19 protein-coding genes are annotated in these 19,908 nt (G+C 64.6%); 12 read left to right on the top strand and 7 right to left on the bottom strand.

The window, feature by feature from the left end; genetic code table 11:
* Positions 1-37: 37 nt before the first annotated feature.
* The 9 genes from OIT41_RS06215 (at position 38) to OIT41_RS06175 (ending at position 7,801) form a co-directional block, all read left to right on the top strand.
* Complete coding sequence (locus tag OIT41_RS06215; RefSeq protein WP_241707952.1) at positions 38-1,048, top strand: LacI family DNA-binding transcriptional regulator; 1,011 nt, start codon at positions 38-40, stop codon at positions 1,046-1,048.
* Between the two features lie 74 nt (positions 1,049-1,122).
* On the top strand, positions 1,123-2,070 hold the full coding sequence (locus tag OIT41_RS06210) for an acetoacetate decarboxylase family protein (protein WP_264637583.1): 948 nt from the start codon (positions 1,123-1,125) through the stop codon (positions 2,068-2,070).
* Between the two features lie 177 nt (positions 2,071-2,247).
* The gene (locus tag OIT41_RS06205) at positions 2,248-3,159 is read left to right on the top strand and encodes an FAD-dependent oxidoreductase (protein ID WP_241707954.1); all 912 of its coding nucleotides are present in this window, start codon (positions 2,248-2,250) and stop codon (positions 3,157-3,159) included.
* A 166-nt stretch (positions 3,160-3,325) separates the two neighbouring features.
* Positions 3,326-4,030 carry a deoxyribose-phosphate aldolase gene (deoC, locus tag OIT41_RS06200; RefSeq protein ID WP_241707955.1) on the top strand — a complete coding sequence of 235 codons (705 nt, stop codon included), beginning with the start codon at positions 3,326-3,328 and terminating at the stop codon, positions 4,028-4,030.
* Positions 4,031-4,083: 53 nt separating this feature from the next.
* Complete coding sequence (locus tag OIT41_RS06195) at positions 4,084-4,308, top strand: hypothetical protein (RefSeq protein ID WP_078105872.1); 225 nt, start codon at positions 4,084-4,086, stop codon at positions 4,306-4,308.
* A 342-nt stretch (positions 4,309-4,650) separates the two neighbouring features.
* A complete protein-coding gene (locus tag OIT41_RS06190) occupies positions 4,651-5,133 on the top strand; it encodes a hypothetical protein (protein ID WP_078105874.1) in 483 nt (160 codons plus the stop codon).
* 73 nt (positions 5,134-5,206) lie between these two features.
* Positions 5,207-6,046, top strand: a complete 840-nt coding sequence (locus OIT41_RS06185) for a hypothetical protein (protein ID WP_241707956.1) — start codon at positions 5,207-5,209, stop codon at positions 6,044-6,046.
* Between the two features lie 49 nt (positions 6,047-6,095).
* Positions 6,096-6,572, top strand: coding sequence for a hypothetical protein (locus OIT41_RS06180; RefSeq protein WP_308196775.1), 477 nt, complete (start codon positions 6,096-6,098; stop codon positions 6,570-6,572).
* Positions 6,569-7,801, top strand: coding sequence for an OmpL47-type beta-barrel domain-containing protein (locus OIT41_RS06175; protein WP_241707957.1), 1,233 nt, complete (start codon positions 6,569-6,571; stop codon positions 7,799-7,801). The genes OIT41_RS06180 and OIT41_RS06175 overlap by 4 nt, the downstream gene beginning before the upstream one ends.
* Before the next feature lie 9 nt (positions 7,802-7,810).
* Here OIT41_RS06175 and OIT41_RS06170 read toward each other — a convergent pair whose 3' ends face one another.
* Both OIT41_RS06170 and mfd read right to left on the bottom strand, forming a co-directional pair.
* Entirely contained in the window at positions 7,811-8,617 is an 807-nt protein-coding gene (locus OIT41_RS06170) for a metal-dependent hydrolase (RefSeq protein WP_241707958.1), read from the bottom strand.
* 3 nt (positions 8,618-8,620) lie between these two features.
* Positions 8,621-12,337 (bottom strand): transcription-repair coupling factor, encoded by a 3,717-nt coding sequence (gene mfd, locus OIT41_RS06165; protein ID WP_264637582.1) that lies wholly within the window; start codon positions 12,335-12,337, stop codon positions 8,621-8,623.
* A 142-nt stretch (positions 12,338-12,479) separates the two neighbouring features.
* Between mfd and OIT41_RS06160 the strand changes: the two genes are divergently transcribed.
* From OIT41_RS06160 to nhaA, 3 genes are all read left to right on the top strand, one after another.
* Complete coding sequence (locus OIT41_RS06160; RefSeq protein ID WP_241707960.1) at positions 12,480-12,977, top strand: DUF2505 domain-containing protein; 498 nt, start codon at positions 12,480-12,482, stop codon at positions 12,975-12,977.
* Between the two features lies 1 nt (position 12,978).
* The gene (locus tag OIT41_RS06155) at positions 12,979-13,200 is read left to right on the top strand and encodes an SCO4848 family membrane protein (RefSeq protein ID WP_241707961.1); all 222 of its coding nucleotides are present in this window, start codon (positions 12,979-12,981) and stop codon (positions 13,198-13,200) included.
* Positions 13,201-13,383: 183 nt separating this feature from the next.
* The gene (gene nhaA, locus OIT41_RS06150) at positions 13,384-14,673 is read left to right on the top strand and encodes a Na+/H+ antiporter NhaA (protein ID WP_241707962.1); all 1,290 of its coding nucleotides are present in this window, start codon (positions 13,384-13,386) and stop codon (positions 14,671-14,673) included.
* On the opposite strand, the gene OIT41_RS06145 is transcribed toward nhaA, so the two are convergent.
* From OIT41_RS06145 to OIT41_RS06125, 5 genes are all read right to left on the bottom strand, one after another.
* Complete coding sequence (locus OIT41_RS06145; RefSeq protein WP_241707963.1) at positions 14,670-15,659, bottom strand: glycosyltransferase family 2 protein; 990 nt, start codon at positions 15,657-15,659, stop codon at positions 14,670-14,672. The genes nhaA and OIT41_RS06145 overlap by 4 nt on opposite strands.
* Positions 15,656-17,194, bottom strand: coding sequence for a polysaccharide pyruvyl transferase family protein (locus OIT41_RS06140; protein ID WP_241707964.1), 1,539 nt, complete (start codon positions 17,192-17,194; stop codon positions 15,656-15,658). The genes OIT41_RS06145 and OIT41_RS06140 overlap by 4 nt, the downstream gene beginning before the upstream one ends.
* A 536-nt stretch (positions 17,195-17,730) precedes the next feature.
* Complete coding sequence (locus OIT41_RS06135; RefSeq protein ID WP_241707965.1) at positions 17,731-17,868, bottom strand: hypothetical protein; 138 nt, start codon at positions 17,866-17,868, stop codon at positions 17,731-17,733.
* Positions 17,869-17,936: 68 nt separating this feature from the next.
* The gene (sufU, locus tag OIT41_RS06130) at positions 17,937-18,452 is read right to left on the bottom strand and encodes a Fe-S cluster assembly sulfur transfer protein SufU (RefSeq protein WP_241707966.1); all 516 of its coding nucleotides are present in this window, start codon (positions 18,450-18,452) and stop codon (positions 17,937-17,939) included.
* Positions 18,449-19,783, bottom strand: a complete 1,335-nt coding sequence (locus OIT41_RS06125) for a SufS family cysteine desulfurase (RefSeq protein ID WP_241707967.1) — start codon at positions 19,781-19,783, stop codon at positions 18,449-18,451. The genes sufU and OIT41_RS06125 overlap by 4 nt, the downstream gene beginning before the upstream one ends.
* Between the last annotated feature and the right edge of the window lie 125 nt (positions 19,784-19,908).

Below are 19,908 nucleotides of genomic sequence, written 5' to 3'. Positions count from 1 at the left end.
CTTAATTGAGACCTCTGCGCCGTGGGAAGATGAACCCATGGGTCTTGACCGGCAGCTTCGTCCCGCGACACAGAGCGATGTGGCCCGTGAAGTCGGCGTCTCCCGCACGCTTGTGTCTTTCGCCTTCCGCGATGCACCCGGTGTCAGCGGCGAGACGAAACAGGCCATCTTCGACGCGGCAAAACGTCTCGGCTACCGGCCCAACGCGGCCGCCGCCGACCTGGCACGCAAGCATCGCTCCGCCGTCGGGCTCTATTTGATGGACATCCACAACGAGGTCTACGCCGACATCCTCAGCGGCGTCAGGATGGCGCTCCCCCAGGCGCGCAACCGACTCATCCTGAGCGTCTCCCAGTCTATCGACGGCGTGGATCCGGGTGCCGTGGAATCGCTGATCGAGGCGCGGGTGGGGATCATCATCGCCGCAACGCTGCTCGACCCGGACGAACGGGTGCAGGAACTTGCACAAATAGTCCCGATCGTCAGCGTCGCGCGGCCGGTACCCGGCGTCGACAGCGTCTATTCGGACGACGACGCCGGCGCCCGCGCCGCTACCGAACACCTCCTCGGCCTTGGACACACCCGGATCGCCCATCTGGCTGGACCCGATTATCACGGCCACACGGTCCGGCGGAAAAGCTACGAAAAGACGATGCGCGACGCCGGCCTGGTTCCCTGGACCGTACCGGCGGATGACTTCACCCAGGCTGCCGGACAGCGTGCCGCAGTTGAAATTCTTGGCTCAGCGGACCGCCCGACCGCCGTCTTCGCCCACAATGACCAGTTCGCCATGGCGGCACGCGAAGCTGCCTACGCCAGGGGCCTCGCCGTTCCCGGGGACCTGTCGCTGGTGGGCTACGACAACTCACGGACCGGCCGGCTCCACGGCATCGACCTGACGTCGGTCGACCTCCACGCGATGGAACTGGGAAGCGTCGCCGGAGCCGTGGCCATGGACCGGCTCAACAATCCCGAGGCTCCCGTCGCGGACGAGCGCCTCACGCCCGAACTGGTCATCCGCAACTCGACGGCGGCGCCCAGGCGCTAAGTCCGCGTCATGGACAGATGCCCGGCCCGGTGGGACCATGGCCGTAGATTCGCTGTTGGTCCCGAGGAACGGCCATGAAAAACTTCGCACAGCTGCATGCGGCGATGCACAGGTCCTTCCACAGCTTGCTTCCCTCACCGGTCCCACGCCGCCAGACCAGACTCAGCGGCCAGTACGCCAAAGTGGATGGCATCAATCATGTGATGCCGCTTGAGTCGAACGACTCCCCCATGCTGATGGCGGCCTTTCCCATCAACAAACGCGCCGCCGCTGGACTGCTCCCAGGCAAGGAATTGCGGCCCTTCAGCTTCGGGGGCAAGGCCCTGCTGATGGTCATGGTGGTCAACCATACGTCGACGGATATCGGCACATACATCGAATATTCCCTGGCCATTGCCGTCACCCACGGCAGCCGGCCCGTCCCGCCGTTCCTGCCGCTCATCTTCCAGAAGTCGTTCAGGCTGGGCCTCTTCGTGTTGGACCTGCCGGTCAACACCGAAATCTCGGTCAAGGGCGGCAAGGGAATCTGGGGCATGCCCAAGCATCAGGCCAACCTCGACTTCGTAGTCACGGACGCCACCGTCTCAGCCCAGTACGACCAGGACGGAATGCTGGGCTGCTATGTCGAAATCGAAAAGCCTCCTCCGGTCGGGCTCCCGGTGGGGCTCGCCGTCTCCAACTACTGCGCCTTCCGTGGGATGCTCTGGAAGTCGGACAGCTATGTAGAGGGCACGGCGAACGTCGCCTACGGCAGGCAGGCCAAGGCGCGGCTCGTCTTGGGCGACGCTCCCGGCGTCGCACCCTTGAAAGCCCTCCAGGTGGCACCCGAGCCAGTGTTCACCGGGTGGCTTCCCCACGCTCATAGCCTCCTGGACGACCACGTCGAGGGCTGGTTCCTTACGGCTTCCACGCAAGCAAGTGCGGCGGCCCTCGGGGGCGCAGGCACGATGGACAGCGTCGTCGGGCTTGGCCAAGGTCAGCAGTGGTTGGCGCCTCCGGACCGCTCCCGCACTGCGCACTAACTGTCCCGAATTGTTGCCGCGCCCGCGCCCGTGTGACCCAGCTCATTACCGGCCGGTAACCATTAGGGAACGGGTCACCGCCAAATGGCAACAACGGGGAAACACCACCGAAAAACCCCGCGCCTACGCTGGGCACAGGCACATCCACCACAGCTCAGTTCAGCGAAGGGACCCGCCATGTCCATCACCCCGTCCGCAGGCTCCATCCACCTCGTCATCGCCGGAGCCGGGCCCGCAGCCCAGGCCCTGGTCCGTCGGCTGACAGGCAGCAGCGCTACATCGCGACAGCCGGGAACGGCTGCATTCCACGGCACCATCACCGTCCTGAGCAACCGCGACGATTGCCCGGATGAGCTCCTGGAGCTCGCCGCCCTCCCCCAGGTCTCCATGCGTTTCGGCCAGGCCGCGAGCTTCATCGATGCCGACGCCCGCACGGTCACCACCACGGAGGGCCTCGAGTTCCCCTACGATCAGCTGGTCATTGCCACCGGCTCCTCCCCCATGTTTCCCCCGGTCCAAGGCGCCGCGCGGAGCCTGAGTTACTCCACCATCGACGACGCCGAACAGATCGGCACCGCAGTCCAGGACATCACCCGCGTTCTGGGCCGTCGGCCGCTGGGCATTTTGGTTGGCACCGGTCCGGCAGCCGGCCAGGCCGAGGCTGTGCTGCGTGCCCGCGGAGTCCGGCCTATCCGAACCACCTTGCGGCCGGCCGCTGTCATGCCTTCCGTCGCCGGTTCGGCCCTGCCGGCCACCGGGATCATTTTCGAGGACGGGAGCAGCATGAACGGCGATCTTGTGGTGCTCGCCGAGGAACGGCTCCCCCGCAACGGGCTCGCTGAAAGCGCGGGCCTGCAAACAGCTCCCGACGGCGGCATCAGGGTGGGGCGCGACTTCGCCACGTCGGTGCCAGGCATCTGGGCGATCGGCGACGCCGCCTCCCGGGACGGCATGCGCCTTGGTCTCGTGTTCTCCTCGAATGCAGCGGCGGCCCATTGCGCCGCCCGGCTCGAGGAAGACGCCAGGCTCCGCTCCTCCAGCCCCGCGCAGTCCCCGCGTTCAGCACGCTCCGCCGTCGCCGCGGCCTGAGACGACGCAGCCGGGTGCCTTCGCCGGACTGGGGGCCGGGGAGCCCGATACCGGGCGCCCCGGCGCCCCACAGGGAGCCTCCGCGGCGCCCGGGCAGTGTGGCAAGATGGTCATTTGACGAGCCGCGACCCGTGCGGCACATCCGGCCCGCCACGGAAGGACCTCCATGAGCAACGAAGCCTCCCCCGCACTGGACAATAGTGCAAGCATCGCCTCCTACATCGACCACACGCTCCTCAAGCCAGAGGCCAGCGAAGCCGAGGTGCGCCAGATCTGCGCGGAGGCCGCGGAGTACAAGTTCAAGTCCGTGTGCGTCAATCCGATTTGGGTCAAGACCGTCACCAAGGCACTCAAGGGTTCCGGAGTGCTCACCTGCTCGGTCGTCGGATTCCCGCTCGGCGCCACACCCAGCGACGTCAAGGCTTTCGAAGCACGCGGCGCAGTGTTGGACGGTGCGGATGAAGTGGACATGGTGATCAACATCGCCGCGGCCCGCGCTGGAGACAAAGGCGCGTTGGTGGATGACATCACGGCCGTAGCGGAGGCGGTCCACGCGGGCGGAGCCATCCTGAAGGTCATTATCGAGACCGCCCTGCTGAATGACGAGCAAAAGGTCCTGGCTTGCGAGGCATCCGTGGAGGCAGGGGCGGACTTCGTCAAGACCTCAACCGGCTTCAACGGTGGCGGCGCCACGGTGGAAGACGTGGCCCTCATGCGCAACACCGTGGGGCCGGACCTCGGCGTCAAAGCCTCCGGCGGAGTACGCTCCCTGGCCGATGCACAGGCTATGATTGCTGCTGGTGCAACACGTATCGGTGCGAGCTCCGGAATTGCCATCGTCAAAGGTGAACAAGGTTCATCCGCGTACTGAGTTTCCCGGCAGCCGCCATAGTTTTTGAGCCCCTCGGGGCCGAGGAGGAAAGCATGTCACAGAACACCAGCCAGCCCATCGAAAAAGAGAACCCGCTGGGCCAGAGCATTCTGCTCTTTGTGATCAGCATGGTCCTCTTCCTCGGCGCCATCTACTCCCTCACGTTCCTGACGCTTGAGAACACGTGGCCGATGGCCGTCTGCCTGGTCCTCTTTGGCCTCGCGTTCTGGATCCCGCAGACCATCCTCGGCCGCTCCAACTCGGCCGGCGAGAGCTAAGAACCCAACTTCAAACGCTGTGGCCCCGGACTTCGGTCCGGGGCCACAGTCGTTTAAGCGTCACTCCACCACTTCTGACCTCTTTTGAACGCGGACGACGGCGACACGCCCCAAAAGAGGGTGTGTCGCCGTCGTTTTCCCAGCAAAGAATGTCGAAACAAGTAGTACCACTCGCTTTTGACAGCGAAAGACGGGTAACACCACTCGTTGTTAGTTAAAGACCGCCCATGCAAGCATTTGGTCATCGATTGAATGGGCAATCGAAGCAAGGGTTGGAATTTTCGAATTCATTGCCGCTGTCGCCTGTTCTGGGGAACACCAATTCACAAAGGAGTCTCACTCATGCGCAAATTGAGCAAAAAAGGAAAAGTCTACGCGGCAGCGGCAACAATCGCCCTCGTGGCGGCAAGCGGCGGAGCGGCCTACGCCTACTGGACCACCACGGGCAGCGGTTCCGGTTCCGGAGCAACAGGGACGAACACCACCATCACGGCCGTGCAGACCAGCGTCGTCAGCGGTCTGCAGCCGGGCGGGGCAGCTCAGCCTCTGAGCGGCAATTTCAATAACCCCAACACGAGCCCGGTTTACGTTGCTGACGTGACGGCGAGCATCGCAAGCGTGACCCAGGCCGCTGGTGCAGGCGGAACATGCGATGCGAGCGACTTCACGCTCAGCGGCGCGCTGATGACCGTCGGCCACGAAGTGGCCAGCGGTACGGGCGTCAGCAGTTGGGGCGGTGCGACGATCGCGTTCAACGATAAGACCGACACCAACCAGGATGGCTGCAAGGGCGCGACTGTTAACCTCGCCTACGCCAGCCACTAGGCAAGAACTGGTGGGCCCACCAGCTTGTGCTGCCTCCACAGAAGCCACGCAAAAAAACCCAGAGGAGCAAACGGTGCCACGCATTCCGGAGTTATTCCGATCGCCGATCCGCACCGTTCGCGCGGGAGCGAAAGTGCTTCTGGCCGGCCTTCTCTTGGTGACCCTCACATCGGGCGTCGTGCTCGCCGCCGGCAGCAATGGCAACCAGGGCGTCCAAATGGGCATCACCCTGCAGCTTGCCCCAAGCAGCAGATCTGTCACCCAGGGTACCTCGGCAAGCTACAACGTGGTGGTCCAGCCCTCGGGCGGGTTTGTTGGGAACGTCTCACTGACAATCTCGGGACTGCCAGCGGGCGCCACAGCATCGTTTTCGCCCGCAGTCGTCGCCGCCGGGCCAGGATCGGCAACCTCGAACCTTGACGTGTCCACGAGTTCCGCCACACCCCTTGGCAACTACTCCCTGAGCCTCAAGGGCACCAGCGGAACGTTACAGGCCGCCGTCGTCGTCGTTTCGTTGACGGTGAGCGCCGGGCAGCACGCACCGTTCACCATCTCAGGCGGTCCCACCGGTCTTCTGGCCCCGGGCAGCGTCGTACCGATCAATCTGCAATTGACGAATCCGGGCAATTCCATCCTCAGCGTCACTGGCCTCACTGTTTCCATCGCGGGAGTCACAAGGACTGCCCAGGCAGTGGCAAACAACCTGCCATGCAATCCCTCGGACTACCTCATCGCCCAATTCAGCGGCAGTTATCCGCTCTCCACCCCGCCGGGCAATTCTTCGCTCTTGGGAAATGGAATTCCTGCAAATCAATGGCCGCAGATAAAGATGCTGAATAGCTCGCTCAACCAGGACGGTTGCAAAGGCGCAACCCTCCAGCTTTCCTACTCCGGAACGGGACAGGGCAATTGAAATGCGGGCGAATGACATGAGAGCGAACAGGCGGATGAAGGCGGGATCCTTGACCGCAGCCAAAGCAGCCGTGACGGCCCTCCTGCTGACCCTGGTGTTGGGCGTCGGTTCGGCCTACGCGTACTGGTCCACGATCGGAGCAGGCAGCGGCGCGGCAGCCACAGGCACCATGCAGACCGTCACGGTAGACGCCCTCGTGGGCGGAGACACTCCATCAACAACACTTGTCCCCGGCGGTAGCGCAGACGTGATCGTCCGGGCAAGCAATCCAAACGCCTTCGCGGTGCAGGTGTACAGTTTCACCGCCAACGGCACCGCGACGGCGGATGCATCCCACCCGCTGTGCACCACCACGGGCGTGACGTTCAACGCCCCGGCCGCTCCTTTGGCGCCAACGTTGTCCATACCGGCAAACTCCTCCATTCTGATCACCCTGCCGGCAACCGCGTCGATGTCGACGGCCTCACAATCCAGCTGCCAAGGCGCCGTATTCCACCTTCCAGTAACGATGGCGGTCCGCAAATGAACAAGCCCAGGCACTCTGCAGGCAGCGGACGCAATCGAGTGGTCCGCCGTCGCGTGACGTGGACGCTCCTTGCGGTACTGTTCATCTCCTGGGGCGGCCCGGCGGCCAACGCCTATTGGCAGTCGCTGAGCAGCAGCAACTTCGGGGCGGCAAAAGCCGACAGCATGCCGCAAGGCGGCACTCCCGCTGCGTCCCTGAGCGGCACGAATATCACCATCAGCTGGGCTGCGGTCTCCACACCGGCCGGACATGCAGTGACGGGTTACACCGTCGCGCGCTACACCTCTGCGAGCGGTGGTACCGCGGTAGCCGCAGGAGGGGGCTGCGCGGGCACGGTGACCACCCTCAGCTGCATTGAACAAAGCGTGCCGGGCGGCTCCTGGTTCTACACCGTGACGCCCGTCATCTCCTTGTGGGCGGGCGCGGAAAGCGCCCGCAGTGCTGCCGTAAATACCGATTCGACGCCGCCCACTATCAGCGTGACGTCAATATCCCCGACGCCGAACGGTTTGGGCTATGACAACACCAGCCCGGTGACCGTGAACCTCGCCGCCGTGGACAACACGGGCGGATCCGGTATTGCGAACATCAAGTACGCGGTCGACGGCGGCAGCGCGGTAACGGTAAACGCGGCCACAGCCGCAGTAAGTGTCAGTGGCAACGGCACCCATACGGTGTCCTATTTCGCCACCGATGTCGAAGGGAACTCCAGCACACCCCAGACCCAGACGGTCAACATCGACACCACAGCCCCGACGGTCAGTTCCGTGACCATGGCCAACGGCGGGGGCGGCGGCAACGCCGGACGCGCAAGCACTGGCGACACGCTCACCATCGCCTTTTCCACGGACATGGACCCACACACCCTTTGCAGTGGCTGGGACTCCACCTCCGCCAGCCAGACGGCCAGCGGCATGGCCAGCATCAGCACTGCCGAGGTTTTGACGTTCAGCAGCACGAGCTGCGCGGTACCGTCGTTTGGCAGCGTCGCCCTTGGCGCCGCCTACAACACCAGTACCACGTCGTCCTTGGACTTCACCTCGTCCACGATGACCTGGACCCAGTCCACTGGGACACTGGTCATCACCCTCGGCATGCCGGGTACGGGGGGCACTGCGGGAACCGGCCTCTCACCGGCTACTCCCGTGTACAGCCCGGTCACGGGTGCAGCGGACAAGGCGGGCAACCATGTTGGAACCATCACCTCCGGCGGCAAGTCCAAGTTCTGAATTCCACCGTCATCCACCCAGGCCCAACATGAGCGCCAGGAGTGCCGGCCACTTGTTTCGCAGCAATGCCCACGCCGCAAGCCCGAATCCAACCATGGCATAGCCGCCCACGGGTATCAGGACAAGCCATTCCCGCCGGGAACCGGCCTTGCCAAGCAGGGGGATGGAGAAGGCGCCGTTGGACCGCCAGATCCCGCTGACCAAAGGCAGTTTGCGCCAGAACTTCGGCGGCTTGATGACGATGGGCCACAGCAGCGGCACTCCCCCGGTGGTGATCATGTCGCCCACGATGTGGACCACGACGCCGGTGAGCATGGCCAAGGGCAGCCAGCTCCACTGATGCGGGGCGAACCACGTGACCAGGCCGGCCATGGCAAGGGCAAAGACCCAGTTGGTGATCCACCCGGATTTCGGGAACAGCTTGAGTGCTTTGGCGGCCAAATTGACCATGAACATGCACAAGAGCCCGGCCCCGATGGACAAACGGCCCACGGGAGTATCCAGCTGGAGCTGGGCAGCCATGGCGGCGAGCACCACGAATGCCGAGGCACCCAGAAGCGAATGGGTTCCCTGCCGGTGCCCTCCGCTGGCCTTCTCGATCCCGACGGCAATCACGTTGGACAGCGGCGGCAGTGAGTGGGCGATGGTGCTTGCGCGGTGGTCCCAGTCGCACACCAAGGCAGTCCCCGCCGTCGTCATTGCTCCTATGAGGATTCCGGTGGCGTCCAGCGGGTACCAGCCCAGCGCGTACGGGCCGGTTGAAGCGATAGCTATCCACGCCGCGGCCCCGGACGCGGCGTGGTGTCCTCCCATCATCGGCTAGCCTGCGGTCTGCGAAGCGCTGGGTGTCGGCGAAGCCGAGAAAAAGATGGCTTCGATCACGGTGTTGGCCCACTCGAGGATCTCGGCGTCCTGCAGGTCCCGGCCGCCGATCCTCGCCGTCTTCGGCTTGGGGAGCAGCACGGCGTCGAGGGCAGGCTTGATCTGCGAGCCCGGGTACATGCGGTTGAGCCGCATGACCTTTGATTCAGGCAGCTGGGCCGGCGAGAAACGGATGAAGTTGCCTTGGAGCGCGACGTCGGACAGTCCGGCTTCGCGGGCACCCACCCTGAACCGGGCGACGGCGATCAGGTTCTTCGCGGGCAGCGGCGGCTCACCGTAACGGTCCACGAGTTCAGCCAGGACCTCGTCGATGGCGTCGTTGGTGATGGCTGCGGCCAGTTTCCTGTAGGCCTCGAGGCGAAGGCGTTCGCCCGGCACGTAGTCGTGCGGCAGGTGGGCGTTGACGGGCAGCTCGATCTTCATGTCGGCAGCCTTCTCTTCCGCCTCGCCGCGGTATTCGGCCACGGCTTCACCCACCAGCCGGATGTACAGGTCGAAGCCGACTCCTTGGATGTGCCCGGATTGCTCCCCGCCCAGCAGGTTGCCGGCGCCGCGGATTTCGAGGTCCTTCATGGCCAACTGCATGCCGGCGCCGAGCTCGTTATGCGTGGCGACGGCTTTGAGCCGCTCGAGCGCCACCTCGCCCAGGGGCTTCTCGCTCGGGTACAGGAAGTACGCGTAGGCGCGTTCGCGGCCACGGCCCACGCGGCCGCGCAACTGGTGGAGCTGCGACAGGCCGTACTTGTCCGCGCCGTCCACAATCAGGGTGTTGGCGTTGGAAATGTCCAGGCCGGTTTCGATGATGGTGGTGCAGACCAGGACGTCAAAGCGCTTCTCCCAGAAGTCCACGATGATCTTTTCCAGGCGGCTCTCGGACATCTGCCCATGCGCCACTTCGACGCGGGCTTCGGGAACGAGTTCCCGGATCTGGGCGGCGATGCGCTCAATCGAGGACACCCGGTTGTGGACGAAGAAGACCTGGCCTTCGCGCATGAGTTCGCGCCGGATCGCCGCGGAGGTCTGCTTGTTGGTGAACGGCCCGACGTAGGTCAGCACGGGGTGCCGTTCCTCCGGCGGTGTGGCCAGTGTGGACGTTTCGCGGATGCCTGTGAGGGACATTTCCAAGGTACGCGGGATGGGGGTGGCACTCATGGCAAGGACGTCCACGTTGGTGCGCATCTTCTTGAGCGCTTCCTTGTGTTCCACACCGAAGCGCTGCTCCTCGTCCACGATCACCAGGCCGAGATCCTTGAACTCGAAGTCCTTGGACAACAGGCGGTGCGTGCCGATGACCACGTCAACGGAGCCGTTCCTGACTCCTTCTATGGTCTCCTTGGCCTCCTTGGCACCTTGGAACCTTGACAGCGGCTTGACCCGCAGGGGGAATCCGGAAAAGCGCTCCGTGAATGTCTCGTAGTGCTGCTGGGCGAGCAGGGTGGTGGGAACCAGCACCGCGACCTGTTTGCCGTCCTGTACCGCCTTGAACGCAGCGCGGACGGCGATCTCGGTCTTCCCGTAGCCGACGTCGCCCGAGACCAGGCGGTCCATGGGGATCTCGCGTTCCATGTCGGCTTTGACCTCGTTGATCGTGGTGAGCTGGTCCGGCGTCTCCACATACGGGAAGGCTTCCTCGAGCTCCCGCTGCCACGGCGTGTCCGGCGCGAAGGCATGCCCGCGCGAGGCCATGCGGGCCGAGTACAGCCTGATGAGCTCACCGGCGATTTCCTTGACGGCCTTGCGGGCCTTGGACTTGGTGCTTGCCCAGTCCGCTCCGCCCATCTTGCTCAACGACGGCGTGTCGCCCCCGACGTAGCGGGTCACCTGGTCCAGCTGGTCCGTCGGCACGAAAAGCCGGTCGCCCGGGGCACCCCGCTTGGACGCTGCGTACTCGAGCACGAGGTACTCGCGGAGACCTTCATCGTTCGGGGAGGAACCGGCCACCTTGCGCTGGATCAGCTCCACGAACTTGCCGATCCCGTGCTGTTCGTGGACCACGAAGTCACCGGCGTGCAACTGGAGGGGGGCGACGGCGTTGCGGCGCTTGGAGGGCATGCGCCGCATGTCCTTCGTGGACCCGGCCGAGGTGCGGCCCAGGAGGTCCGCTTCCGTCAGCAGCCCTAGTTTGAGGCCGTCCAGGACAAAACCGCGTCCGACGGCGGCAGTGGTTACCTCGATGATCCCGGCCTGCGGTTCGTGGGCCAGGGATTCGACGCGGGAGCACGGGATATCCGCATCATGGAACAACTCGGCGAGACGCTGGGCAGGCCCAGGGCCATCGGTCGCCACCACGATGCGCCATTGCTCGCGCACGTGGGAACCGATGAATTCGAGCATTTCCGCGACGTCACCCTGGTAGCCGCGAGGTTCCCGGGCGTGCAGGTTCAGGACGTCGATGTCGAGGACCAGTTCCTCGTCCGTCGCCAATGATGTGATGGACCACCAGGACACGCCGTGGGCCAGGGCTGCGCTCCGGGTGTCCGTTAAGGATCGGAAACTGGCCGCATGCAAGGCGGAAGCGGCCTGGGAGCCCAACACCGAGTCGAGATCGAGGGGCGCCGTCCCGCCGTCGGACGCCGTGGACCAAGCCGCCTCGAGGAACTCCTCGTTGGTGGCCGCGAGGTCGTGCGCGCGGGTGCGGACCTTCTCCGGCTCGATGACCACACCGATCGAACCGGCCGGCAACTGGTCCACGAAAGGCACCATCGCGTCCACCAGGACCGGGGCCAGGGACTCCATGCCCTCGACGGCGATGCCGCCGGCGATCTTTTCCAACATGTCCGCGGCGGCCGGCAAGTCTGCCTTGAGCTTGGCCGCCCGGGACATGACCGACGGCGTGATGAGGATTTCCCGGCACGGCGGGGCGTGCAATTCGGTGGGGTGGTGCACGCCCGGGCCGGAGAGCGAACGCTGGTCTGCCACCGCAAACCAACGCATCTGGTCCACCTCGTCGCCGAAGAATTCCACCCTGATCGGGTGGTCTTCGGTGGGTGGGAAGACGTCCAAAATACCGCCCCTGACGGCGAATTCACCGCGGTGGGTAACCATGTCGACGCGCGAATAGGCAGCGTCGGCAAGGCGGCGTACCACGTCGCTGAAAGGCATTTCCTGCCCCACGCTCAACGTCACGGGGACCAGCTCGCCCAAGCCTGCCACGACCGGCTGGACCACGGCGCGAACCGGTGCCACGACCACCCGCAGGGGGCCCGCCGTCGAGCTCTCCGGGTGGGCCAGGCGCCGAAGGACCGAAAGCCTGCGTCCCACGGTGTCCGAGCGCGGGGAGAGCCTTTCGTGCGGCAGGGTTTCCCAGCTGGGGAAGGCCGCTACCGAGTCCGCGGGAAGGTAGGCGGCCAAAGCCGCGGTGAGGTCCTCGGCTTCCCGGCCCGTGGCCGTCACGGCCAACACCACCGCGCTGTCGTCGAGATTCCGGGAGGCGAGGCCGTCGGCCATCTCCGCCAGCAGCGCAGCCCTCAAGCCCGCCGGGGCGCTGATCTGGTAATCGCTACTGCGTTCACTAAACGCGCGCGAAGCCTCGGGCCTGACCCGCGAGAACGTCCGGTCCTCACCCAGGGCACGCCGCAATCCATCAAGCGATGCGACAGCAGCGGCAGGGCTGATTCCGGAGTTGACCGCTGACGGTTGGCCTTTGGGGCTCATTTGGCTCTCCTGGGATGGGGGAAGGCAGCACGAAAACCCGAAATTCTCTCGAATCCCGGGGCGTTCCTAGCCTACCCCGACCACACCGTAGGATGTTTGGGAGCCGCAAGAGCTTTCAACCGAGATATTCACGGAGGACCCCATGGCCCTGAACGCATCCACCACCCTGCCCTACGGCGTCGACCGCGTAGCCGCTACTTTCATTGACGAAGACTTCCTGCGCCACACGAGCGAGTACGTCGGCGGCACGTTGGAGTCATTCCAGATCGACGGCGACGTCGCCGGCGCCTTCACCACCACCACGGTCCGCACGCTGCCCACCACGCGCCTTCCGGAGATCGCCCGCAAGTTCGTGGGCGAGAAGCTCACCGTCACCCAGACCGAGAAGTGGGACGCCCCGACCGCCGACGGCTCCCGGAGCAGCAACATCTCCCTGAAGATCTCCGGCGCCCCGCTTGATGTCACCGCAGTCCAGCGCCTCGTGGCCGACGGCGGCAACACCCGCGTCGAGCTCGAAGGTGCCGTCACGTCGTCGGTCCCGTTCCTCGGCGGCAAGATCGCCGACGCAGCAGAACCGATGGTGGGCAAGGCCTTGAACATCCAGTCGCAGCAGGCCCAGGCCTGGCTCGAAAGCCACTAGCATGCAGCTGGGAGCCGGGCTGTCGATCGTACTGATCGTCGCAGGTGCGTGGTCCCTCATCGTGTGGCCACAGTTCCTGCGGCGTGTCATGGCAGACTCCCGTGCCCGCGACTCCAACGGGAAAGCCACGAAGTTCCTCACGGTGCACGTCGTGTTGGTCACCATCTCCATGGTGCTCGGACTCGCGACGGCGGTCATCGGGATCGCGGCGCTGCTCACGTAACGCCCCTTCCGGCCCCAACTAGCTCGCATTTGTTGTCGTTATGAGGGCTCATAACGACAACAAATGCGAGCTAGTTGGGGGCACGGCAGGGTGGGTGACCGTTCCGCTAAAATAGAACACAGGTGCGCCGGGAAGTCTGGTCGGCAATAGTTTTGTCGACCCCCGCACTTCCCAAGGAGCCACATGGCGAACCGTCCGCACCCCGCTGCCCCTTCCACGGTTTTCAGCCGATCCAGTCTCCCGGAATACCAACGGATCCTGGCCATTCTGCGCACTGAAACCGTTGGAGGGGCACTCCTGCTCGCCGCCACGGTGGCCGCGCTCGTCTGGGCAAACTCACCCCTCGCGAACGGCTACTTCGCGCTGCGCGACGTCAAGATCGGCTACGCCCCCTGGCATCTCGAATTGAGCCTGGGCCACTGGGCCTCCGACGGGCTCCTGGCCGTGTTCTTCTTCATTGCGGGGCTGGAGCTCAAGCGCGAATTCGTGGCCGGGGAACTGCGGAAGCCCGCAAAAGCCATCGTCCCGGTGGCGGCAGCAGTGGGCGGCGTGGTCCTTCCCGCACTCATCTACGTGGTCGTCAACCTCGGCTCGGGCCCGGAAACGCTCCGGGGCTGGGCCATTCCCACCGCCACGGACATCGCCTTCGCCCTGGCCGTCCTCGCGGTCATCAACACGCATTTGCCAGCTGCGTTGCGGACCTTCCTCCTGACACTCGCGGTGGTGGACGACTTGATTGCCATCGGCATCATCGCGTTCTTCTACTCGAGCGGCCTGGAGCCCTTCATGCTGCTGGCCGCCGCCGTGCCGCTGGCCCTCTTTACCGTTTTGGTCCAGAAACGCGTCCGGAGCTGGTACCTGCTGCTCCCCCTGGCCGCAGCCACCTGGGCCTTCGTCCATGCCTCGGGAATCCATGCCACCGTAGCGGGTGTCCTGCTCGGTTTCGCCGTGCCGGTCGTGGCCTCCGGCAAGAAGGGCGAGCCTGCGACCGGGCTCGCCGAAAGCTTCGAACACCGCTTGCGCCCCTTCTCCGCCGGCTTTGCGGTGCCTGTTTTCGCGTTTTTCTCCGCCGGCGTGGCCTTGGGCGGCGCCGGGGGCCTCGGAGCTGCCCTGCGCGATCCCGTGGCGATCGGCATCGTGCTGGCCCTTGTGGCGGGCAAAGCGGCAGGAGTCTTCGGCACCACATTCCTGATCACCAAGACCACCCGCGCGCGGCTCGATGACGGCCTCGGGTGGATCGACGTCGCGGGGCTGGCCATGCTGGCGGGCGTCGGGTTCACCGTCTCCCTTTTGATCGCCGAGCTGGGCTTCGGCACTGGCTCTCCGCACGATGACCACGCGAAAGTGGCCATCCTCGCCGGTTCCGTCGCCGCCGCGGTGCTTGCCGCCGTCGTGCTCAAAGCCCGGAATCGGCACTACCGCCGGGTCACGTGGGAGGAACAAGCGGACGACGGCGGATGGGTTGGCTTTTAGCGGTTGCCGCGCAGGAACCGGACGATCCTGCCGGTCAACCGGCCCGGCCGCCTCGCGAGATCAGTGAAACTCGTCCTGTTCAGGACGGTTTGTTCCAAGGAGGCCACCCTTCGTCCGAGCTCGTCCACGCTTGAATTTATCCGCTCGGCCAATTCGCGCAACGCATGGATCGAGCCTTCTTGCTGGCCGTGCATTTGGGCCAAATAAAGCAACGTTCCGTATCCGGTCTTGCCTGCCTCTTCGCGAAGGTAGACGTCACGGACGTAGCGGTCGAACTTCTGGTGGTCATCGGCACCGGCTATGACGCTGTTTCCCATGTCGCCGCGCTCTGATGGTCGATGGCACCAAAATGCGAGAGGCTCGCCGTCCAGCAATTCGATGGGGGAATCCGAAAGGAAACGGAGGTTGAACTCCCAATCTCCCACGGCGTCCAACGCTTCGTTGTAGACCCCGATCCTCTCGAGGATGGAACGGCGGTACAGGAAGGAAATCGGCACCACCCGGTTGGTTCGAAGCATATCTGACAGGGTGATTGCCCGAAGCTCACGCTCAAACCCTTGGGAGCCGGTCTGCTCGATGACTCCCCCGCGGATCTCCTCATAGACGATATCCGTCCGGACAGCCACGCCCTGGGCCTGCGGCGTCCCGTCGAGGAACCCCACGGTCTTCTTCAAGAAGTCCCTGTGCCAACGATCGTCGTCGTCGTGAATGGAGATGAACTCCGAGGCGCTGGCTTGGATTCCCGCGTTGGACGCGGCCTCCATGCCTTTGCTGGCCCCGTGGTGGAGGATCGTCAGCTTGCCGGCGGGAAGGTGGTCCCAGGTCCTGGCGAGCGCATCCACGGGAACCGGATCCCCGCCGTCGTTCACGACGACCACCGCAACATCCTCAAAGGACTGGTCAAAGATGTCCTCGAGCGCCCGGCGCAGGAGGACCGGCCGGTTCTTCGTGCGGACGACGACGGCGACGCGGGCCTGGGCGTTCATCGACGGCCTCCCGAAACACGGCGCAGCAGGCCGGCGCCCCGGCGCAACAGGGAAGCGGTCCTGAACGATCGTGATCGCACTATTCGTTCCTTTTCTTCCATCGCTTCATTCCGTTCATGCAACAGCAGGTCCCGTTGCGAGCGGACATCGTCCCACTCCGTCCAAAGGCTGGCGATTCCCCCGCTCAAGGCACGGAACTGGCCGCGTTGCCCCCTGGCCTGCGTGGCCCATTCCGAGTCCGATCCAAGCGTCACGACGTCCCCCAGCCCCTTAGCTGCCTCGGCATCCGTTGCCGAGAAAATGCTTGCGACGGCGTCCCACCAGTTCTCGTGGACGGCACGTATCCCGGGACGCAACGATTCGAGGTGCTCACGGATCTCCGCGCGCCTCGCCCAGGCCTCGGCGATGGCGTGGTCGAAACCACCGATGTCGAGGCTGTTCAGCGGCAAGGCCCAGTCCTGCACACCCCAATTGCCCATGGCTCCGTGCAGTCTTACGTCCGAGTAGGCGTCATTCGCGAGCGCAACCACGGGCACGCCTGCCGCGAGGCCGAAGACCACAGGGTGGTAGCGGTTTGTCAGCACCAGATCCGCTGCCACGGTCAAGGCCGCGGCGGCGGGGGCAGGAAGGACGGGGCATACGTGAATCCGGCCGCTGCGGGAGTGCGCCACAACCGTCTCATGGGACTCGTGGTCACCACCCTGGCCATCGTGGCCCAGAGGACCCACATGTGGGATGAGATACACCGGAAGCCCGGTCAGCTCCACGGCACGGTCCAGCGCTTCTCCCAATTTCGCGAGGCTGCGGGTTCCGTCCCGCCAGGATTCAGGACCGAAGGTCGCCGCGATGAAGGGGCCGCTCGGAAGCCCGGATTCCTCCCCGGCTGGATCGTGCAACCTTGCCGATCCGGCCGGCATCCCTGGCGTTCCGGGCGGGACCAGGAAGCTCGCGTCGTCCAGGACCCTGGTCAGTTTCCCGGAATCCAAGCCCATCTGGAAGCCCAACGCATAGGAGGATGGCTCCCGCGCGCCCACCAATGCCGCGTAATCCAGGAGTTCGTGAAGAACATGCTGGTCCTGGGGCAACAGCGTGGGACCAAAGGTCTGGCCGCTCACCACCAAGGGCTTGCCCAGTTCCTTTGCGATGAGGCCAAGTGCCACGCGTTCGTACAGCAACCATCCGTAGAGGGAATTCATGTTGCCGCCGCCCGCGATCAGCACGCCGTCGGCCGACTTCACTTCGTCGATGACCTGCCACACGGAATCTTCCGGGGGCAAGGCAGTCCGGTCTCCGCGAGCGGCCCGGCGGACGAGCTCCAAGTGCTTAGTGCGTTCGGCGGGCGGCCAAGGGAACACCAAGGTGCCTATCGCGTCTGTGCCGTAAAGTTCCCTGGTCTGTCCCGGGTCACGGGTGAGGAGGACGATTCCGGCGTGCAACCGGGCTCGAAGCTCATCGGCCGCGGCGATTGCCATCGCCTCGTCACCTACGTGGTAGGCCACCTGGCCCAGGTCGCCTTGCACAAGAATCTTCAACACTCGGTCCTTCCCTCACGGCACGCAGCGGCTGCATTGGCTTGAGGCCTATGCACTTCCGGATGCGCTGAAACAGCCTATCGTTCTTCTCCCGGGATCTCCGAACCGCGGTGATTCCCCGGGTTTTGAGTGCTGTTACCCAGGAAATGCCCTGATGGGAATGATACGAGTAGCCGAAATTTCGATTGGAGTAATGAGCCGTTCAAGTAGGGTGGTTGGCACGCTGTTTGGGCGGAATCGGCAGGAATACCTTGCTGATATGGACGCGAATAGTATGGAACGAGTGTGGCATGGGGCCCACAGGAAAGCCCACGAGAAGAACTGGTCATTGATCTTTGTGTGGGCAATTCTCGGTATCATGTCAATTTCGGTGCTCATCGCAGCGGTACCCAAATGATGCGATGACTAGGCCAACGGTACAAAAAAGCTCGGACCGGTATTTGCGGGTCCGAGCTTTTCTTTTCTTTGTTCGTCCGATTTCCAACGTCGTATTGCCAGCGGTGAACGACGCAGCATGGCTGCGTTCGAGCTTCCGTTCTTTACTGCACCAGCCCCGCGACGGCGGCAAGGATGGTGGTCGCGACGAGGACGAGCAACATTCCCACGACCACGAACTCCGCCCGGCGGACCCGATGCTGGCTCCGGCGCCATTCGCGCCTGCTCTCCAAGGTAATCATGCTTCGAGGCTAGGTCCGGCCAAGTGCGCGACATAGAGTGGACGCTACTCGACCTTCGGCTCCGCGCATTAGAGAGGCCGGGATACCCCTTGGCTCGCCTCGGCCTGGCGCAGTGCGTCCTCCGCGGCAACCCATGCGAGCATGGCGCACTTGACGCGGGCAGGATATTTGGCCACCCCGGCCAGGGCAGCAGCATCCTGGAGCAATTCCTCATCAGCTTCCAGCTTGCCGCGCGAACGCATCAATTCCCTGAAGTGATCGATCGTGTGTCGAAGGGACACCGGGGACATGCCCGGTGCCATTTCACTGAGTATGGACGCGGACGCCATCGAAATGGCACAACCGTCGCCGTCCCAGTGGATTTCGGTAACGGTTTGTCCATCCCCGTCGGCGCCGAGGCTGAGCCGGAGGGTGATTTCGTCCCCGCACACGGGATTGAGCTGGTGGCTCTGTCCCGTCCCAGCCTGTCCCGCGTCCCCGCGTCCCGCGTCCGCTGCGGCCGGAAGCTTGGCAAGGTCTCCCCCGCTGCGGGCCTTGGAGTGCTCCAGGATCAGCTGCTGGTACAGGGAGTCCAGGCCGCTCATGATGCGGCTCCGGCCGCGGTTACCCCAAAGTAGGGCCTGACCTGGGCAACGGCCTCAACGAGCATGTCGACTTCTTCGGAGGTGGTGTACAGGTAGGTACTGGCCCTCGTGGTAGCGCTCAGGCCAAGCCTGCGGTGCAGGGGCTGGGCGCAATGGTGGCCCACCCGGACAGCGATGCCCAGGTTGTCGAGGTACTGCCCGACGTCGTGGGCATGCACTCCGGCGACGTCGAAGGCGGCAAGTCCGGTCCGTTCTTCCCCCGGCCCGGGTCCGAGCACCCGCACGCCGTCGATGGCGCTGAGGCCCGTGACAAGCTTTTGGCCGAGCTCCGCCTCGCGAAGGGCAATCCGGTGCATTCCCGTTTCACTGAGGTAGTTTGCGGCGGCGGCGAGGGCCACGGCCTGCGAAATAGGCTGGGTTCCGGCCTCGAAGCGCTGCGGGGCCGGCAGGTACCGGGCTTCTTCCATGGTCACCGTGGTGATCATGGAACCGCCGGTCAGGAACGGCGGCATGGCATTGAGCAATTCGCTGCGCCCGTAGACCGCGCCGATCCCCGTGGGCCCCAGCATTTTGTGGCCGGAGAAGACGGCGAAGTCCACGTCCAGGGCCTTGAAGTCCAAGGGCAGGTGCGGCGCGGACTGGCAGGCGTCGAGGACCACCAAGGCGCCTACCTCGCGTGCCATGCGGACCAGCACGTCCACGGGGTTGATGTTGCCGAGCACGTTCGAAGTGTGGGTGAAGGCCAGGATCCTGGTGCGCGCGGTGATGAGGCGTGCCGCTTCCTCAAGGCGCAGCGCACCGGCGTCGTCAATGGGGATGTACTTGAGTGTCGCCCCGGTCCGCCGGCACAGCTCCTGCCAGGGGATCAGGTTGGCGTGGTGTTCCATTTCGGTGACAAGCACTTCGTCACCCGGCTTCAGGGCGAAACGCCCGGTGCCGCCTGCGGCCCTGTCCACGCTGGCGTTCGACAACGAATAGGCCAGGAGGTTCAGGCCAGCGGTGGCGTTGGCGGTCCAGATCAGCTCATCGTCCTGCACGCCCACGAAACGAGCCACGGTGGCACGCGCATCCTCGAAGGCGTCCGTCGCCTCCACTGCAAGGTGGTGCGCGCCGCGATGGACGGCGGAGTTCCGCTGCTCATAGAATTCCTGCTCGGCCTCAAGCACGCTCCGGGGGTTCTGCGAGGTGGCTCCGGAATCGAGGTAGACCAGCGGTTTGCCATTGATTTCCTGCTCAAGGACGGGGAAGTCGTTGCGGATGCGACGGACTTCATCGTCATCGAGTGCGGAAACCTGGGCATCTCCCCACGCGGGGGTGGAAACCATTGTCAAAACCGGTGCTCCTTGTCAGGACTACGTTTTGTTGGGACTACGTGGCAGTCACGAGCGGCTGACCGCCAGGAGTGGCGGCGTCACCTTGTAATTGTCCCACCAATCGGCTTCGCTGCCTTCATCCC

This window comes from Arthrobacter sp. YA7-1 (genome assembly GCF_025960325.1).
GTDB lineage: Bacteria > Actinomycetota > Actinomycetes > Actinomycetales > Micrococcaceae > Arthrobacter > Arthrobacter bambusae_A.
This window is presented reverse-complemented; position numbering and strand designations above follow the sequence as displayed.